15 protein-coding genes are annotated in these 16,302 nt (G+C 42.8%); 5 read left to right on the top strand and 10 right to left on the bottom strand.

The genetic code is table 11. The features are described 5' to 3' along the window. Positions 1 to 8: 8 nt before the first annotated feature. From folP to ATK78_RS12105, 3 genes are read left to right on the top strand one after another with little or no spacing between them, the layout of a single operon-like run. Positions 9 to 866, top strand: a complete 858-nt coding sequence (gene folP, locus ATK78_RS12115) for a dihydropteroate synthase (protein WP_133576332.1) — start codon at positions 9 to 11, stop codon at positions 864 to 866. 23 nt (positions 867 to 889) lie between these two features. After that, on the top strand, positions 890 to 1,681 hold the full coding sequence (gene cdaA / locus ATK78_RS12110) for a diadenylate cyclase CdaA (protein WP_133576331.1): 792 nt from the start codon (positions 890 to 892) through the stop codon (positions 1,679 to 1,681). Positions 1,682 to 1,691: 10 nt separating this feature from the next. Beyond that, the gene (locus ATK78_RS12105) at positions 1,692 to 2,552 is read left to right on the top strand and encodes a hypothetical protein (RefSeq protein WP_208112347.1); all 861 of its coding nucleotides are present in this window, start codon (positions 1,692 to 1,694) and stop codon (positions 2,550 to 2,552) included. A gap of 12 nt (positions 2,553 to 2,564) precedes the next feature. Here ATK78_RS12105 and ATK78_RS12100 read toward each other — a convergent pair whose 3' ends face one another. Together ATK78_RS12100 and ATK78_RS12095 are read right to left on the bottom strand one after the other, a co-directional pair. Then, the gene (locus ATK78_RS12100) at positions 2,565 to 3,410 is read right to left on the bottom strand and encodes a transglutaminase-like domain-containing protein (RefSeq protein ID WP_133576330.1); all 846 of its coding nucleotides are present in this window, start codon (positions 3,408 to 3,410) and stop codon (positions 2,565 to 2,567) included. Continuing rightward, positions 3,407 to 4,150: a peptidase gene (locus tag ATK78_RS12095; RefSeq protein WP_133576329.1), complete on the bottom strand. Its 744-nt coding sequence runs from the start codon at positions 4,148 to 4,150 to the stop codon at positions 3,407 to 3,409. The genes ATK78_RS12100 and ATK78_RS12095 overlap by 4 nt, the downstream gene beginning before the upstream one ends. An 85-nt stretch (positions 4,151 to 4,235) precedes the next feature. On the opposite strand from ATK78_RS12095, the gene ATK78_RS12090 reads away from it, so the two are divergent. Then, positions 4,236 to 5,474, top strand: coding sequence for a DUF4185 domain-containing protein (locus ATK78_RS12090; RefSeq protein WP_133576328.1), 1,239 nt, complete (start codon positions 4,236 to 4,238; stop codon positions 5,472 to 5,474). Here the strand turns inward: ATK78_RS12090 and ATK78_RS12085 are convergent. Next, positions 5,464 to 5,712: a hypothetical protein gene (locus ATK78_RS12085; protein ID WP_133576327.1), complete on the bottom strand. Its 249-nt coding sequence runs from the start codon at positions 5,710 to 5,712 to the stop codon at positions 5,464 to 5,466. The two genes, ATK78_RS12090 and ATK78_RS12085, sit on opposite strands and share 11 nt — an antisense overlap. Positions 5,713 to 5,969: 257 nt before the next feature. Here ATK78_RS12085 and ATK78_RS12080 point away from each other — a divergent pair, with 257 nt between their 5' ends. After that, positions 5,970 to 6,530: a DUF922 domain-containing protein gene (locus ATK78_RS12080; RefSeq protein ID WP_133576326.1), complete on the top strand. Its 561-nt coding sequence runs from the start codon at positions 5,970 to 5,972 to the stop codon at positions 6,528 to 6,530. Positions 6,531 to 6,597: 67 nt separating this feature from the next. Here ATK78_RS12080 and ATK78_RS12075 read toward each other — a convergent pair whose 3' ends face one another. The 7 genes from ATK78_RS12075 to ATK78_RS12045 form a co-directional block, all read right to left on the bottom strand. Then, complete coding sequence (locus ATK78_RS12075; RefSeq protein ID WP_133576325.1) at positions 6,598 to 9,771, bottom strand: efflux RND transporter permease subunit; 3,174 nt, start codon at positions 9,769 to 9,771, stop codon at positions 6,598 to 6,600. A 24-nt stretch (positions 9,772 to 9,795) separates the two neighbouring features. After that, on the bottom strand, positions 9,796 to 10,974 hold the full coding sequence (locus tag ATK78_RS12070; protein WP_133576324.1) for an efflux RND transporter periplasmic adaptor subunit: 1,179 nt from the start codon (positions 10,972 to 10,974) through the stop codon (positions 9,796 to 9,798). An 8-nt stretch (positions 10,975 to 10,982) separates the two neighbouring features. Next, positions 10,983 to 12,332, bottom strand: coding sequence for a TolC family protein (locus tag ATK78_RS12065; protein WP_133576323.1), 1,350 nt, complete (start codon positions 12,330 to 12,332; stop codon positions 10,983 to 10,985). 39 nt (positions 12,333 to 12,371) lie between these two features. Beyond that, positions 12,372 to 12,968 carry a TetR/AcrR family transcriptional regulator gene (locus ATK78_RS12060; RefSeq protein WP_133576322.1) on the bottom strand — a complete coding sequence of 199 codons (597 nt, stop codon included), beginning with the start codon at positions 12,966 to 12,968 and terminating at the stop codon, positions 12,372 to 12,374. Positions 12,969 to 13,057: 89 nt separating this feature from the next. Continuing rightward, the gene (locus tag ATK78_RS12055; protein ID WP_133576321.1) at positions 13,058 to 14,602 is read right to left on the bottom strand and encodes a S10 family peptidase; all 1,545 of its coding nucleotides are present in this window, start codon (positions 14,600 to 14,602) and stop codon (positions 13,058 to 13,060) included. A gap of 238 nt (positions 14,603 to 14,840) precedes the next feature. Beyond that, positions 14,841 to 15,251: a BrxA/BrxB family bacilliredoxin gene (locus ATK78_RS12050; RefSeq protein ID WP_133576320.1), complete on the bottom strand. Its 411-nt coding sequence runs from the start codon at positions 15,249 to 15,251 to the stop codon at positions 14,841 to 14,843. Positions 15,252 to 15,637: 386 nt separating this feature from the next. Then, complete coding sequence (locus ATK78_RS12045; protein ID WP_133576319.1) at positions 15,638 to 16,228, bottom strand: hypothetical protein; 591 nt, start codon at positions 16,226 to 16,228, stop codon at positions 15,638 to 15,640. Positions 16,229 to 16,302 lie beyond the last annotated feature (74 nt).

The following is a 16,302-nucleotide window of genomic DNA, read 5'->3' as shown; positions in this document are numbered from 1 at the left end:
CATTAACAATGGCTAAAGATACATTTTTATACCGAAAGACTACACTAAACCTGCAAGGTAAACTGTTCGATGCGGGTGTTCCCCGCGTAATGGGTATCCTGAATCTGACACCCGATTCATTTTATAAGAATAGCCGGAGCAGCTCTGTGGACGATGCATTGAAACGAACGGAAACCTTTCTGAATGCGGGTGCAGATTTTATTGATATCGGCGCCTACTCATCCAGACCGGGTGCTGCAGAAGTGAGCACTAATGAAGAGCTGCAGCGGATTGTACCGGTGGTAGAAGCAATTGCAAAAAACTTACCGGAAGCCATCCTGTCCATCGATACGTTCCGGGCAAAGGTAGCACAGGAAACCATCCATGCAGGCGCGCACATCATCAATGACATTGCCGCCGGAGGGATGGACGAAGCCATGTTTGACACCATCGCTCAATTGCAGGTACCTTACATCATCATGCACATGAAGGGTACGCCGGCAACCATGCAGCAATATGCCAGTTATACGGATATTGGTCTGGAAGTGGTTGATTATTTCTCAGAAAAGATCGCTGCATTGAGAAACCTGGGCGTTAAGGACATCATTATAGATCCTGGTTTTGGATTCTCTAAAACACTGGACCACAATTACCAGCTATTGCAGCAGCTGAATCATCTTGACCTGTTCAACCTGCCGGTACTGGTTGGCTTTTCCAGAAAATCAATGATCTATAAACTGCTCGACAGCAGTCCCTCAGAAGCACTAAACGGCACAACCGTGTTAAATACCATTGCGTTGTTAAAGGGCGCAAATATTTTACGCGTCCACGATGTTAAAGCCGCTGCCGAATGTATTGCTTTGGTTCAAAAGATGAAGCAACAATAAAATTTTCCTAACTTGGCTTTATAATGAAAGGTTTTGATTTTGATTTCTTAAAAATAACAGTAACCGATGTAGTAGACATTATTCTTGTCGCCCTGATCATCTATTACATTTATAACCTGATAAAAAATACGCTTGCCGTAAACCTGCTGCTTGGGATGCTGATCATTATGATCATGTGGTTTGCCGTTAAGCAGCTTCACATGAACCTGCTGACGACAATTATAGAGAAGTTTATGAGTGTGGGGATCATCGCCCTGATCGTGATCTTCCAGCCCGAGATCCGGCGATTCCTGCTGCTGATTGGAAAAAATACTTTTTTACAGCAGAATAAGGCCTGGTGGGGATATTTATTTGGCAGCAAGAGCATTGAGCGCGATAACCTGGTCCGCATTAAACCCATCATTGATGCGTGTAAAAGCATGAAGAAATCAAGAACAGGGGCTTTGATTGTTTTTGTTAAGTTCTACGACGACCAGTTGTTTGCAAACAGCTGTGAGATCATTGATTCAAAGATTTCGAAGCGTTTGCTGGAAAGCATCTTTCAAAAGTACAGTCCGCTGCACGATGGTGCAGTAGTCATTTCAGAGAACAAGATTAAAAGTGCCAGCTGCATCCTTCCGCTGACCGACAATGATAAACTTCCGCCACAGTTTGGTCTGCGCCACCGTGCAGGGATCGGGGTATCGGAAACTACAGATGCGGTAGCCGTTATTGTATCTGAAGAAACCGGAGAAATTGCCTACGCCAAACAAGGCCGTGTGCGCATGAATGTTTCTTTTGGAGAATTGGAAAAACTGCTGAACAAAGATTTCTAACTGCTTTTTAATGAGAAGATGCTGCGTCCTTATTATCCCATTTTTACTGGTTATAAAAATAGCACCTGCACAGGTCAATGCGGATTATTTGGGTCTGTATAAAGAGAACAAGGAATTATCCTATACGTCGCCCAAAGGTGAGATAGGCGCCCCTGTAAAATACATCTTAAATGGAAGGCTCACCACCAGTTATATGCTGCTGGCCACTGACCGGCTGCCTGTAGCTTTTGCACTAGTTCCCGACTTTACCGTTAAAGTGATTGATGAAAAATCTGCCGGTGTAAGAACACCCAGCTTAAAAATTGGTGGTGTTTTTTATGTGCGCCTAAATCAGGATGCCTCCCATTATCGATACGGAACACTCCGGTTTACGCACCATTCCAATGGGCAGGACAATCCGGCCATCAATGAAGACGGCAGCATCAATACCCGCACAGGAAATTTTAGCACCAATTACCTGACAGCCACCTATCACTTCGGAAAGAGAAGCACCATTAAAGAAAACAGTTACTCTTTAAATCATGATGCCGGACTGGAATGGCACAGGTGGTTTAGCTATGAAGAAGCCTTAGAAAATGATTACGGCTTTACCCGGCTGATCTATAACTTTTCCCTGCGCCGGATTAAGGACCAGAAAGAAAACTGGCGATTAAATGCCGGGTTAAATTATGCGGTAAACCAGATGTCTGCATACGACCTGGGTGCTATCCGGAAACGTCTAAATACAGAAGCTTCTTTTCACTACAGTTTTCCGTTTATGCAGAAAGCATTTATTATGGCGGCTGCCGGATATTACGGGGAAGATCCGTACAACATCTATTACCGCGACCGCTACAGTTATTTACGCTTTGGCGTATCATCAGCTTTGTAGCTGAATGACCCATTAATAATAGCTGTATCCCTGCATTAATGAACTGCCATCGGCATCTGTAAAATTCGGATCCAGTGAAACGGCATTGACTTCCATGCTCTGGAAATTTAAATTACCGAAGATACTGGCGAGTGCGGTATCAGTCGCATCAATCCCGGTAGCAATCTTTACCAGTCCGTTCAAGGGAACCAGTTTAGTAGCATCCACGATGACCCATCTGCCGCCTAAATACACTTCAAAGCAGGCATGAAAATCTGCTGGCTGCAATTTGTAGGCATAAGCGGTAAAATACCTTGCCGGGATGGTCAGGGCCCTGCACAAGGCAATTCCTAAATGTGCAAAATCCCTGCAAACGCCAATTTGCTCGGTAACGGTATCGTATGCGGAAGTCTGCGGTGTGCTGTAACCACCGCCATTGTATTCTACATTGTCATAAATCCAGTCGCGCACAGCCATCACCTTTTCATAGGCGCTATTAATTGCCCCAAATTTATGCAAGGCGAATTTATAGAACTTATCAGACTGGCAATACCGGCTTGGGTTCAGGTAATTGAGCACGTAGACCGGCATCAAACTAATGGGTACATCCTCCAGCAGGGCGGCTGACACTATTTCCAGCTGGTTCTCTACAATCCCTTTATAATTAATTTCGACCAATCCGGTTTTGGGAATTTCGATGACCTTAAATCTTTTCTCTCCGCTGCTATTGGTCCAGTCGTACATTTTGAGACCCAGGTTAGACACGAAGCTTTCTTCCACTACAAACTGTCCCCTGGATTTAAAGGGTTCGATGTTTAAGATCAGTGTAGAGGGCGAAAGGGCTTCGTAAGCTAATTTTGCGGAGACTTCAAATTTCATAGTACTTCGTGGTTAGGCAATGGTGCTTTATTAAATACTACTTCCATCCATTCTTCTGGAATTTTATCAAGGGCTGTTTTCAACTCTTCAGCCCATCTGTCGGAGATGTCCTCCAGGTCTTTTTTACCATACCGGTGTTCTATCATTCCAAAGCTGTTATTCCTGTACAGCACCACATCGATTGGAAAATCGACATCATTGGCACTTGCGCGTGTAGAATCGAAAGACAGAAAGCCGGTCTTCAGTGCCAGGTGCATATCAGAATCACTGGTTAACGTACGGTTCAGAATGGCTTTACCGTGTCCGGAATTGCCAATGACCACAAACGGTGCCCCTTCTCCAAGCTCCACCCAATTTCCTTCCGGGTACAACAGGAATAGCTTATGCTCTTCATCATCCTTTAACTGGCCGCCAATAATGGTGTGCAGGTTAAACTTGAGCCCGTTGCGCTCCAGGTCTTCTTTATCTTCATTGGCAACACGCTTTACCTGTGCTCCAAATGCATTTACAGCTTTATAGAGTTTGTTATGTGTTTCGCCTTCATCAATCAGTTCCTTAAAGTAAAGCACAGCCTTATCCCGTACTGAGCGCAAACCGCTGGTCATAATAAACAAAGAGTATTTATCCCGTTGTTCGATATATACTTTCTTTTTTTGTGTGGTATCAGAACCTGAAGTGATCCTTGTATCAGCAATCGCCACCAATCCCTCTTTCACCTTTATCGCTAAACAATACGTCATATTGGAGTTTTATAGACTCAAACTTAGATAAAACTGAGCAAGCATTTATAAAAAGAATTAAAAAAATAATACTGTAAATTTAAGCATGAATAAAACCGGAATATTTTTAGTGCTGCTGCTTAGTTTTATGCGGACGGAATTGATTGCGCAAGATCTTGAACATATTAAATTTACGGCAGAAAAGGCTACAGAATGGAACCAATTATTTACCAGGGATTCGGGATGGTACGGTGGGGACGGCATTTATTCGATTCCATTAAACGGCAAAGAACATGCAGCGACTACCAATGGCAAGACGCTGTTTATTTTTAGTGACAGTATGATTGGCAGGTTAAAGAATGGAGCGCGCGTCAAGATTCAGGATGGCAGTAAAATGATCCACAATGCGACTGCCTTGTTAACGGGGATAACTCCAGATTCATCAAAGCTGACCTTCCATTGGAACACCTCTGCTGCAGGGAATGCAGAAACTGTTTTTATCCCAAAAACCCCGATGACCGGACCCAGGGACTATTACTGGCTGGGCGATGGCTTTGTAAATCCGGAAAAGAACCATGCGATCTACCTTTTTGGCTACCGCATTAAACAAATAAGCGATGGCACCTTTGGTTTTTCAGAGATCGGAAATACCCTGATTAAAATAGAGGCAAAAGAAACACCGCCCTATAAAAATTATAAGCAGTTCGACACCCCTTTTTACATCAGCAAAGAAAGCACAAAGAACATAGAAAATGTAAAGGCCGGAGTGCAGGTTGAGAGCGGCGAAACTGGCTCATTCGGGGCAGGTATTTACGTGAATACCATACAATCGGGTGCAGCAAAGCCTGATGGTTTTATCTATGTATACGGGGTAAAAGGCAATGCAAAGAAGTTACTGGCTGCACGGGTGCGTCCAAAAGATTTTGAGGATTATACCAAGTGGAACTTTTGGAATGGCACACAATGGCAGGCGGATATGAAGCAGTCTGCAGCAATTACAGACCAGGTTTCAAATGAATTGAGTGTTACCGCACTTCCAGATGGCAGGTATGCTTTGATTTTTCAACAGGGAGGGATCGGAAGTCATGTAGGGATGCGGCTGGGGAAAACGCCTTACGGTCCGTTCGGACCGATAATAAAGATCTGGGATTGCACACCAGATCTTATTCAAAAAACTTATTTTGCCTACAATGCAAAGGCGCATCCAAGTTTGTCTCCAAAAGGAGAACTACTCATCAGCTATAACATCAATTCTTTTGATTTCCTAAAAGATCTTTCAAATGACCCTCAGTTGTACAGGCCAAGGTTCATTAGGATCAAATTTGAGGAGGCAATTAAGCAGTAACTTCAGCAACAGCTTCTGTCTGCTCTTCTTTAATTTGTGATTTACTGAACTTAATTTTCTGCGAAAGTTTCTTTGCAAGCTTAGCGGCCGACTTTTTAATTTCTTTTTTAACTGCCTTAGCCTGGTGATCAGGGCTGATGACCGCCTGGTCAATAGCAACCAACAAACTACTGTACAAATCTTTACGGGCTTCTTTTCTTGCAGCTTTAATTTTGGAACTCTTCTTCTTATTCTTCATGTATTGCGCTTGTATTTTATTTACAATTTAACATAAAATAATTGTTATTTTAATATTATCATTATGTTAATAAACGGATTACACTTAACATTAGATCTTATTTAATCAGCACACCGGAGACCTTATTTAATCTTGAACAAGTTAACCGCAAACGCTTAAAAACATCACCTTACAGACTGCCATTTTTCTGTTTAAATAAAAATTAATATTATTGTTTGAAGATGCTAAGAAGCTGATTCCGTTAACCAGATATTTTAATGAAAATAAATCCGCTGCCGCTCCTGTTGAGCATGCTGTTCCTAACACCTTTTTTAGCAAGCTCACAGCATTTAAGACCTCATGACATACCAAAGGTTACCCTGGCTGATTTTAAGGCTAGCGTTAAGCCAAATGCCCCGTATCCGGTTTACATCAATGTAAGGATCTATTACCGGATTGACTCTGTGGTTAAGCTTTCCGATCTGGCCTATAAATTAAAAGTGATCACCAAGGTTGAGCAAAATACCGGAGGCAGTTTCTTTGATCAGGTTAAAGTTCCAAGAAAAGAAGTAGACGCACTTTTAAACCATGAGCAGGGACATTTGCTTATTGGCTTTATCATTGGGAATAAAATTGAGAAGCTGATGTCTGAGTTTATTTATACAGCAGATTTTCAGGGAGAAGTCCGTTATAAATTTCAGGAGTATGAACGGCGGTTAAGCGAACTCCACAATGAATACGATACGGCAACAAATCACAGCACCTATAAAGATGCCCAGAAGGAATGGGATAAGAAACTGAAGCTGATGTTTGAACAAACCTGGCAGCCGGAAAAATAATATATATACAAAAAAAGCTGCCTTAAATGATTTTAAGACAGCTTTCTGTTTTTATTAACGGAGATGATTAATCTGCGTGTAGTGTATCTTTATGTTGTTCTGCATTGTAAGAAGCTTCCAGTTCTGCAAGTTTCTTTTTACCATAGGCCAGTTTAGTGATCAGTACAAACAGTACCGGAACAATAAATATCGCCAGAATGGTAGCAGAAAGCATCCCCGCAGCAACTGTCCATCCAATCGTTTGTCTGGAAACAGCACCTGCACCATGAGAGATGATCAATGGAATAACACCCAGGATAAAGGCCAGGGAAGTCATGACAATTGGTCTCAGACGCAGCTTAACCGCTTCAATGGTTGCAGCAATCAGCGGCATACCCCAGTCTACCCGTTCTTTAGCAAACTCAACGATCAGGATCGCATTCTTTGCAGACAGACCGATCAGCGTGATCAGACCTACCTGTGCATAAATGTTATTATCCAGCTTAGGCAGGAAAGTAAGGGCTAAAATAGCTCCAAACAACCCCAGAGGTACAGAAAGCAGGATGGAGAATGGAACCGACCAGCTTTCATATAGAGCGGCAAGTAACAGGAACACAAAAACAACGATCAGTGCGAAGATGAGCGTTGTACTGCTTCCGGCTTCTTTCTCTTCCAAACTTAATCCGGAGAAGTTATAACTGTAGTTGGCAGGTAAGGTCTGCGCAGCTACTTCTTCTAATGCGGTAAGGGCATCACCGGAACTGAATCCGGGTTTTGCTGATCCTGAAACCTCAATAGAGCGGAACAAGTCGAAGTGATTGATGATCGAAGCCTTCTCTACCATTTCATACGTAACGATAGAACTTAAAGGTACCGATGTACCTGATGCGTTCTTAACATACAGCTGTCGCAGGTTTTCAATTCCTTTTCTATAGCTGGTATCTGCCTGGGTAACCACGCGGAAGTTCCTGCCGTATTTGGTAAAGTCATTTACATAACTACTACCCATATAGGCGGAGATGGTACTGTAAACAGCACCTACGGAAACACCCATTTTCTTGGCTTGTTCACGGTCAACATGAACCTGGTAATTCGGTGTTCTTGCATTAAACAACGTATAGGCCATGGCAATTTCAGGGCGCTGGTTTGCAGCAGCAAGGAATTTACCCACGTTGGCTTCAAACATTTTAATATCGCCAGCTTGTTTTTCCTGGATCTGCAGTGCAAAACCACCACTAATACCAAGACCGGGAATTGGAGGCGGCGCCACCACAAGCACACTACCATCTTTATCGCCGGTAAACTCTTTCGTTACCTTGGCAATGGTTCCGGCAACATCACCCTCTCTGTCATCCCATCCTTTAAGCTGCACAAAGAATGTGGCGGCATTGGATTTAAATGATCTGTTCAGGATGTTGATACCACCGATAGACGTGATATTTTTAACCTCAGGATATTTCTCCTGAATGGTTTTTGTAATTCTTTCAATAAATGCATCGGTACGTGCAGCAGAAGCACCCTCAGGAAGCGTTACCCCCATCAGGAAGATCCCTGCATCCTCATTCGGAATAAACCCGCCTGGTTTTTTAACAAACAAACCAACGGTACCTACATAAAGGCATACCAGGATGATCATAACCAGCGGTGCTTTTTTCAACGCCCATTTTACACCATTTGAATATCTTGAAGTTACCTTAGCAAACCAAACGTTGAATTTAAAGAAGAACTTGTTTAAGCCTCTTGAATCTTTCGTTAAGTTCATGGGGGTTAGCAGCAATGAACATAAGGCAGGCGTAAGTGATAACGCAATAAATGCAGAGATCAATACAGAAACAGCAATGGTAATTGCGAACTGCTGATAGAGCTGCCCCACCATCCCGGGTATAAAACCAACCGGGATAAATACTGCGGCCAGGATCAGTGCAATTGCAATAACGGGAGCGGTAATGTCTTTCATCGCACGTCGTGTTGCATCGGGAGCAGAAAGTCCGTCATGATCCATATAATGCTGGACGGCCTCTACCACAACAATCGCATCATCCACCACGATACCAATGGCCAGTACAAAACCAAACATCGTTAACACGTTGATGGAGAAACCCAATAGCGTAAACAGGATAAAGGTACCGATGATAGATACCGGAATTGCGAGTACCGGGATCAGTGTTGCCCTCCAGCTTTGCAGGAAGAAGAACACCACGAGTGTAACCAGGATCAGTGCCTCCACAAGGGTGTGGATCACTTCACTGATGGAAACTTTTACAATGGAAACCGTTTCATAACCAACAGTATAATCCAGATCCTTAGGAAAGGATTTTTTCAATTCAGCCATGGTCTTATCAATACCATCGGCAGTTTCAACCGCATTACCTCCGGGAGTCTGGTTGATGGCCATCATAGATGACACCTTACCATTGATCTTGGACCGTGTGGAGTAACTGAACTCACCCAGTTCTACCCGTGCTATATCCTTTAAGTAAACTGAAGAACCATCTTCACCGGATTTTACAACAATATTCCTGAATTGTTCTTCAGTGTTCAAGTCACCATCCAAAACCACAGAGAACTCAAAGGTCTGGCTGTTGTCTTGCGGAGGTCCGCCAACGGTACCACCGGGAATACGTGAATTTTGTTCGGCAATGGCTGCAGAAACATCAGCCGGGGTTAAGTTTAACCGTGCCAGTTTATTTGCATCAAGCCAAACGCGCATACTAAAAGGCTGTCCGAATGCCTGAACATCCCCAACACCTTTAATCCTTAACAAGGCATCCTTTACGTATAAATTGACATAGTTGGAAATGAATTTCTGGTCGTACGTACCGTTTGGAGAATATAAGCCCAACACCATCAGGATGTCGTTATTTGCTTTTTTAGTGGTTACCCCTAAACGCCTAACGGCTTCGGGCAATGCAGGCTCAGCGATACCTACCCTGTTCTGAACGTCAAGGGCTGCGATATCAATGTTAGTACCTACATCAAAAGTAACGGTAATTGCAGAACGGCCATCGGAAGTACTGTTGGAGGAAAGGTATTTCATTCCGGGTGTACCATTGATCTGACTTTCTATAGGGGTAGTTACGGTTTGTTCAACGGTTTGAGCATCGGCACCGGTATAGGTACCACTTACAGTAACGGTTGGCGGCGCAATATTGGGATATTGACTGATGGGCAATGTGGTGATCACAATGGAACCGATCAGTACAATTAGGATAGAGATGACGATTGCCGTGACCGGTCTCTTTATAAATACTTCTGAGATCATATATCTGTCTGAGATTTTAAAAAACTATTTCTTAACTGGAGCTGCTGCGGGTTGTGCGGCACCTGGCTGACCAGCCGGGGCTGCTCCGGGAGCTGTAGCCTGAACTACAGAACCTGGTCTAACATTTTGTACACCGTCAACTACAATCACTTCGCCTGGTTTCAGGCCGGAACTAACTACTACGCTTTTATCAAATTGTTTGCCCAGCTTAATGATCCTGTTTTCTGCTTTACTGCTGTCGCCAACCACAAAAACATTAAACTCACCCAATTGCTCAGTTACGGCTTTAAACGGAATAACCAATTGGTGATCTTCAGCTTTGTTCAAAGCTTTTAAGTTCACAGTCATACCGGCAAACAGTCTGCCTCCTTCATTCGGATAGCTGATGCGGACCTTAATGGTCCCTGTCTGAGGATCTACAGCACGGTCAATCGCCACGATACGGCCCTGACGTTTGTAGATCGTTCCATCCTGCAGCTGAATGCTGAACAGTGAATCTTTTACCGCTGAAGTATTTTTTTGAAGCTGTGTAAATCTTGGGATCTCTGATTGGTTTACGGAAATGTCAACTGCAATCGGATCATTTGTAGAAACGGTGTTTAACAACGTTGTTCCGGGAGAAGCCAAAGCACCCAGTTTAACCTGGGAAATACCGATAGTTCCTGTTAATGGAGATACAATAATAGAGCGCTGAAGATCATTTGCAGAAGAAGACATGGCGGCTTCAGCTGCAGCAACTTGTGATTGTGCATTTGCAAGATCTGTTAATGCATAATCCACACGTTGTTTAGCCACAGCATCCTGCTCTGCCAAACGGGTATAGCGGTCTGCATCTTTCTTTGCCTTATCGCGGTTAGCCTTTGCTACAGCAACATCTGCCTTTGCAGCATTATAAGCGGCGATATATTTAGTGCGGTCAATCTCATACAGTTTCTGACCTTTAGTTACTTTCTGACCATCAGCTACATAAATAGCAGTGATGTACCCACCAACCTGCGGACGAAGTTCAACTTCATTTAAAGCCACAACAACACCAGGGTAGGTATCTGTAGTGGTTACTGATTCTTCAGCCACCGTATGTGTAGTAACCGGGGTAGCCGGAGGCGGACCTTGCTGCTGAGGGGCTTTATTGCCTCCGCAAGAAGCTAATGTGATGGAACCAAGTATAACGATGCCTAGTTTTATGTGATTAATAGTGTTCATTTGAGTGGTTATTGATTTACGGTAATTGTTCCTAATGCTTGTTGTACGTCCAGTTTCGATGAAAGCAGACTATATAATGAATTTAAGTAATTGAGTTGTGCAGTGCGCAGGTCAGTTTCTGAGGTCATCAGATCCAGGTACGTTTTAATTCCCTCATCGTATTGCAGTTTGATGGTATTATAAACCTGTCTGGAGATCTCTACATTTGAACGCGCCGTTTTCCAGTCGTTCAGATTGGCTTTATAAGTAGCCATAGACTGCTCATACTGCGTGTTGATCTGGTTTCTTGCATTTACAATATCCAGGTCGATCCTTCTTTCCTGAAGTTCCGATTTGCGGATCTCCTGGGTACGTTTGGTACCCTGAAAAATTGGAATACTCAATTTCAGCCCGATTACTGAACTTGGGAATGACTGATTGTACAGGTTACCGAAATCATTGTTCTGATAGTTCCATCCGTAATTGGCGAATCCGGAAACAGAAGGCAGGTAGCTCCATTTATTAAAGCTGGTATTTAAGTGCTGCAATTTTCTTTGGGTTTCCAGCAAGCGGTACTCGATCCGGTTCTGATAAACCTGCTGCTGGGTAGTATCCAATACAATACCCTGCTCCATATTGCTTGAACTTAGATTTAAGCTAAAGTCTCTTTCCACACCGTAGCCGATCAGCTCTTTAATATACGCATATTTATATTTAAGCAGTTCATCAGTCCTTTTTTTATCGGCCCTTGCATTGCTTAAGCTGATCTGTGCACGTTGAAAATCTGTTTTATCAACCAATCCGGCTTCATACTGGGCGCTGGCATCTTTCAGCTGCTTTTCCAGACGTGCAATATTCTCGCTAATGATGTTCAGCTGTTCTCTGCTGGTTAAGATATCGTAATAAGCTTTACTTACGTCAACAACAGTCGTAATTTTGGTATTCTCGGTACTTTGTTTGTACTGCTGTCTGTAAAACTTAGCGGCCTTAGAAGCCTGGATCAAACCTGCATTTAAAAACTGCTGATCTGCTTGTAAGGTAACTGCAGAAGTATGCTTGGTACCGAAAGTGATGAATGAAGTCTCACCATTTGTGGTTAACGCATTCACCTGCTGTTTTAAGTTGTGATTATAGGCGGCATTACCATTAACCTGGGGGAACCATCCGGAAAGGGCCGATTTGATGTCCCTTTCGCCGATCTCTTCATCGATCAGTGATTGTTTCACGCCCGGTCTGTTATTCAGTGCATAGTCAATCACTTCCTGAAGTGTAGCATTGTTAAGCGTCTTGTCGTTGCTGACCGTTTGCCCGGATACAGCCTGCGTTAATGCAAGTGGCAACCCGATTAGCAGCATTAAGATTAATTTGTATGGTTTCATATTTAAAAAAAGAAATTGCGGTGTTTACTGGGTTATTATTTATGGTGTGGTATTGTTATTTTTAATTGCATCCCAGATCATCTTCACAAGCTGGCTAATGTCTTCTTCAGAATACATCACATGCTGAGATATACGAAAATGAGCAGCAGCAACTAATGTGCCCCTTATGATCGGCCACATTAACCGGGGATCAATTTTTTTAAAGTACCCATTTTCCAAACCAAAATCAAAAAAAGGAATGATGTCTGTTTTGAAGATATCGGAGTCCTTTTCGGGATAATTTTTGGCAAATGGGGAGTTGATATATTGTTCTAAAAAAAACAGGGAAGATTCATTTTCAATGTAAAAATTGTACTGATTGGTCATATACTGAAAGAAACGCTCTTTATAAGGCCTGCTTTCATCATCTCCGGCCAGCATGGCTTTACCTAACCGGTGTTTGGTATACATATACAATTCTACCATCAGCGTTTCCTTAGAATCGAAATAGTGATATATGGTCCCTGCGGCTACATTCGCTGTTTTGGCAATCTGGCTCATGGGTGTACCATGGAACCCGTGCTCTTTAACAAGTTCCAGTGTACTGGTCAAAATTGCAGTACGTTTGCTACAGAAATCTTCTAATTGAATGTTCATTCGGTAGCAAAGGAAAGAATAAAAATCATGCTTAGTGTCAAGTATACACTTTATGACATAAACATGATTTTAGGATTTAGCGATTTTGTTTAAAACTTTGCGGGTACTCCTGCTGCTGGTAAGGATTTTAGGATGAAATCGCGGATGTCTGCATTACCTGTAGCCAGATCGTCCTTACGCAAGTACATCATGTGTCCGCTTTCGTATCCTTTAAAGCTCATCCTGCTTTTCAGCTTACCTCCCGGATCCATTTGCCACATGCTATATTTGGCATTAAAATAATCACAGGCACCGTCATAATATCCGGATTGCACCATCAGGTGCAGGTATGGATTTTGTGCCATGGCCTGACGAAGGTTCTCACCGGTGCGGTTCCCGGTATTGTCCCAGGGCGAAACCGAACCGAACATATTGTATTTCAAGTCTGTTTTATAGTTCAGTTCATTGCGGATGTACATATTGATGGCCGGGGTAAACGAATGCAGCCATGAGGTTAGCTCGGCATTATAATCGGGACTATCCCCAGCATCAGACCTGTCCAGACCGCGGTACCTGGAATCCAGTCGCCCAACGGTAAACCCTTTATCTCGCAACAGTTCTTTCCAGAAGAAATTAGTAGAGATGTCGAGGTTGTTTTGAAGGATCACCTTTTCGGAGATCCCCGAGTACCTGGCCATTTTAGCGGCAATGTCTTTACGCAGCTGGTCGCTGATCTCGCTGCCCATTGCAATGGCAGGCAGCAATTCTTTCATGGTAAATGCCTCTACTTCAGGAAGGAAATCCTGTAGTTTTTTTGCCTGCAGATCAGCTGCCAATGCTTTATGGTACCAGGCCGTGGCCGCGTAATATGGCCAGCGAAGCGCAAGCTCTACGGGACCACTGCGTTCAATGCCGAGTTCTGTTGGCGAAACCAGGATCACCCCATTCAGGTACATCCATTGGTTGCTTTGAAGCTCCAGTGCCAGTCCGGACACGCGGGTTGTACCATAGCTTTCGCCAATCAGGTATTTTGGTGATGCCCAGCGGTTGGTACGGGTTACGAATGTATTGATCCATTCAGCTAAATATTTAATATCGGCACGTACACCAAAGAACTTTGAATTCGGTACATCTTTACTGGTAGATCGGGAATATCCGGTATTTACCGGATCTATGTAAACGATATCGGCTACGTCAAGAATAGAGTTCGGATTGTCTTTATAGCCGTAAGGCTGAACGGGATAGCCCTCATCGTCAATTTTTAAAACCACCGGACCGGTATAGGCAATGTGCATCCAGACAGATGCAGAACCCGGACCTCCATTAAAAGAGATCACCAATGGCCTGCTTTCCTTATTTTGAATATCTGTACGTTCATAATAGGTATAGAATAGTCCGGCAATGGGTTTACCATCCTCATCCCAAACCGGCAACGTACCAGTTACCGCTTTATAGGGAACAGACTTGCCTTTGATGGTTACCTGGTGCTGGGTAACGACTTCACTTTCCGGAACAATAGTCCGTGATGGAGTGGCTCCTTTAACAGGTTCCGCTGATGTAGAAGGTGCTGAAGTTTGGGGTTGTGGTCTTTGCGCGTAAACGAAGTTTAAACTAAGGGCGACTGCAAATGCCAGAGCGGGTAATTTTTTAATCATGGTCATGGTTTGTTGGTGATCTAAATATCCAATTAAAACCAGTGATTCTGTATAATGCTTTAAGATTGTTACTTATGGGGGCGTATTGTCCATCATTGGGTTACGCCTTGTATGTGTTTGTGTTAACCAATATTCAGGCTATGATCCGGATTATCCCCTGCCTGATTGTTTCATAAAATTGCGGGCATAAAAAAAGGAGCTGCGGTATGGCAACTCCTTCTGTGTATTTTTTATCTGACTAGCAGTACTGGTCAAAAGCACCCATCAGGCTGTCGGCAATCATTTGTGCCGGGCGGCCTTCAATTTGATGGCGTTCGATCATGTGAACCAATTTACCATCTTTAAATAATGCCATTGAAGGAGATGACGGAGGGAAAGGCATCATATAACCTCTTGCCCTGTCTACTGCTTCTTTTTCCATACCAGCAAAAACAGTTACCAATTTATCAGGATGTTTTTCATTTGATGCAGCTAAACGTGCTGCCGGGCGTGCATTTGCTGCTGCGCAACCGCATACAGAATTTACCACTACAAATACAGTTCCTTCAGTGCTGATGGCCTGATCAACATCTTCTGCAGTTTTTAATTCTTCAAAACCTACTTTAGTAAGTTCTGCACGCATGGGTTCAACTAAATATTCTGGATACATATGCTTAAATTCTTTAATATTTCTTTTTTCAGTTTACAAATGTACAGCGTCAATAGATAGCATCAAAGCAATACAGTTGCAATGTGATAGTTTTGACCTTTAAATTACTTTGGTATCATATAGTTGGCAGTAGAATAATCTATTGATCCAAAGTGACCGATAAACTCCAATACAAGATGCCGGGTGTGAAGATACAGAATCAAATGTGCACAAAAAAAGCCCTAACGAAAGGGCTTAAGTAATATCTTTTGGTTGACCAAACTCAACTATTGAGTTTAGGAACTTATTTTACAATGATGTCCATAGTTTGGTTAATTTTTGTGTTCTTATGTTAAAGATATCATTTCTTATTTACTTATGCAACATAATTAAGTAAAATATGTTTGTTAAGGTTTTATTTCACAAGAGTTCCCGCTGTAGTAAGTGCCTGTTATGATATCGCTCACATGTTTATATTTCTTCGTGATTACTCTTGTAAATCCTGTCAACGAATGTTTAGCTAATATCTCCACTGTAATAAAATGCCCATTAGCGATCATGCCCCTAATGTCTTCAAAGGTAGAGAATTGCGCGGCATAATCCGTACGTCTTTCCAGCCTTTGATCTTTAGCTAAGAATTTTTGAAAAAAATGCCCGGCGTACAACCTGTGTATGACCCATTGAAACTGCTTCCTTATTTTTATGGGTTGATAGGAAACGTCATCTGCATTAACGGAGGGTTCTATTTTAGAAACCCAGGCACAAATGTGCAGGTCGTAAACTTTAAAAAACAAGGATTTGTTAATGACTTTAAATGAATAAAGGTGAGTTTGGCCTGCCGGGTCGTTTGGAAAAAGTTCCAAAGCTATTTTATTCCCGATCTTTAATCTCGGTTTAAGGAAGTAAAGCATTAATAAAAAAATCAATGATGTATATAGGCCGGGTATCAGGTTGTTTAAAAACTTAGATTGTTCCCACCATTCTGAAAGTTGTCGCATTAATATTTGTTTGTTGGTTCTGGTAAACTTAATTAAAATTTCACAAAACAACCATGACATCAATATTGCAGAAT

This window comes from Pedobacter metabolipauper (genome assembly GCF_004362715.1).
Taxonomy (GTDB): domain Bacteria; phylum Bacteroidota; class Bacteroidia; order Sphingobacteriales; family Sphingobacteriaceae; genus Pedobacter; species Pedobacter metabolipauper.
This window is presented reverse-complemented; position numbering and strand designations above follow the sequence as displayed.

Excerpts from the sequence above, each read along its gene's own strand:
- ATK78_RS12070 (WP_133576324.1), bottom strand. The coding sequence starts at position 10,974 with ATGAACACTATTAATCACATAAAACTAGGCATCGTTATACTTGGTTCC.
- ATK78_RS12050 (WP_133576320.1), bottom strand. The coding sequence starts at position 15,251 with ATGTATCCAGAATATTTAGTTGAACCCATGCGTGCAGAACTTACTAAA.
- ATK78_RS12045 (WP_133576319.1), bottom strand. The coding sequence starts at position 16,228 with ATGCGACAACTTTCAGAATGGTGGGAACAATCTAAGTTTTTAAACAAC.
- ATK78_RS12065 (WP_133576323.1), bottom strand. The coding sequence starts at position 12,332 with ATGAAACCATACAAATTAATCTTAATGCTGCTAATCGGGTTGCCACTT.
- ATK78_RS12080 (WP_133576326.1), top strand. The coding sequence starts at position 5,970 with ATGAAAATAAATCCGCTGCCGCTCCTGTTGAGCATGCTGTTCCTAACA.
- ATK78_RS12075 (WP_133576325.1), bottom strand. The coding sequence starts at position 9,771 with ATGATCTCAGAAGTATTTATAAAGAGACCGGTCACGGCAATCGTCATC.
- ATK78_RS12100 (WP_133576330.1), bottom strand. The coding sequence starts at position 3,410 with ATGAAATTTGAAGTCTCCGCAAAATTAGCTTACGAAGCCCTTTCGCCC.
- cdaA (WP_133576331.1), top strand. The coding sequence starts at position 890 with ATGAAAGGTTTTGATTTTGATTTCTTAAAAATAACAGTAACCGATGTA.
- ATK78_RS12090 (WP_133576328.1), top strand. The coding sequence starts at position 4,236 with ATGAATAAAACCGGAATATTTTTAGTGCTGCTGCTTAGTTTTATGCGG.
- ATK78_RS12095 (WP_133576329.1), bottom strand. The coding sequence starts at position 4,150 with ATGACGTATTGTTTAGCGATAAAGGTGAAAGAGGGATTGGTGGCGATT.
- ATK78_RS12085 (WP_133576327.1), bottom strand. The coding sequence starts at position 5,712 with ATGAAGAATAAGAAGAAGAGTTCCAAAATTAAAGCTGCAAGAAAAGAA.
- ATK78_RS12105 (WP_208112347.1), top strand. The coding sequence starts at position 1,692 with ATGAGAAGATGCTGCGTCCTTATTATCCCATTTTTACTGGTTATAAAA.
- folP (WP_133576332.1), top strand. The coding sequence starts at position 9 with ATGGCTAAAGATACATTTTTATACCGAAAGACTACACTAAACCTGCAA.
- ATK78_RS12055 (WP_133576321.1), bottom strand. The coding sequence starts at position 14,602 with ATGATTAAAAAATTACCCGCTCTGGCATTTGCAGTCGCCCTTAGTTTA.
- ATK78_RS12060 (WP_133576322.1), bottom strand. The coding sequence starts at position 12,968 with ATGAACATTCAATTAGAAGATTTCTGTAGCAAACGTACTGCAATTTTG.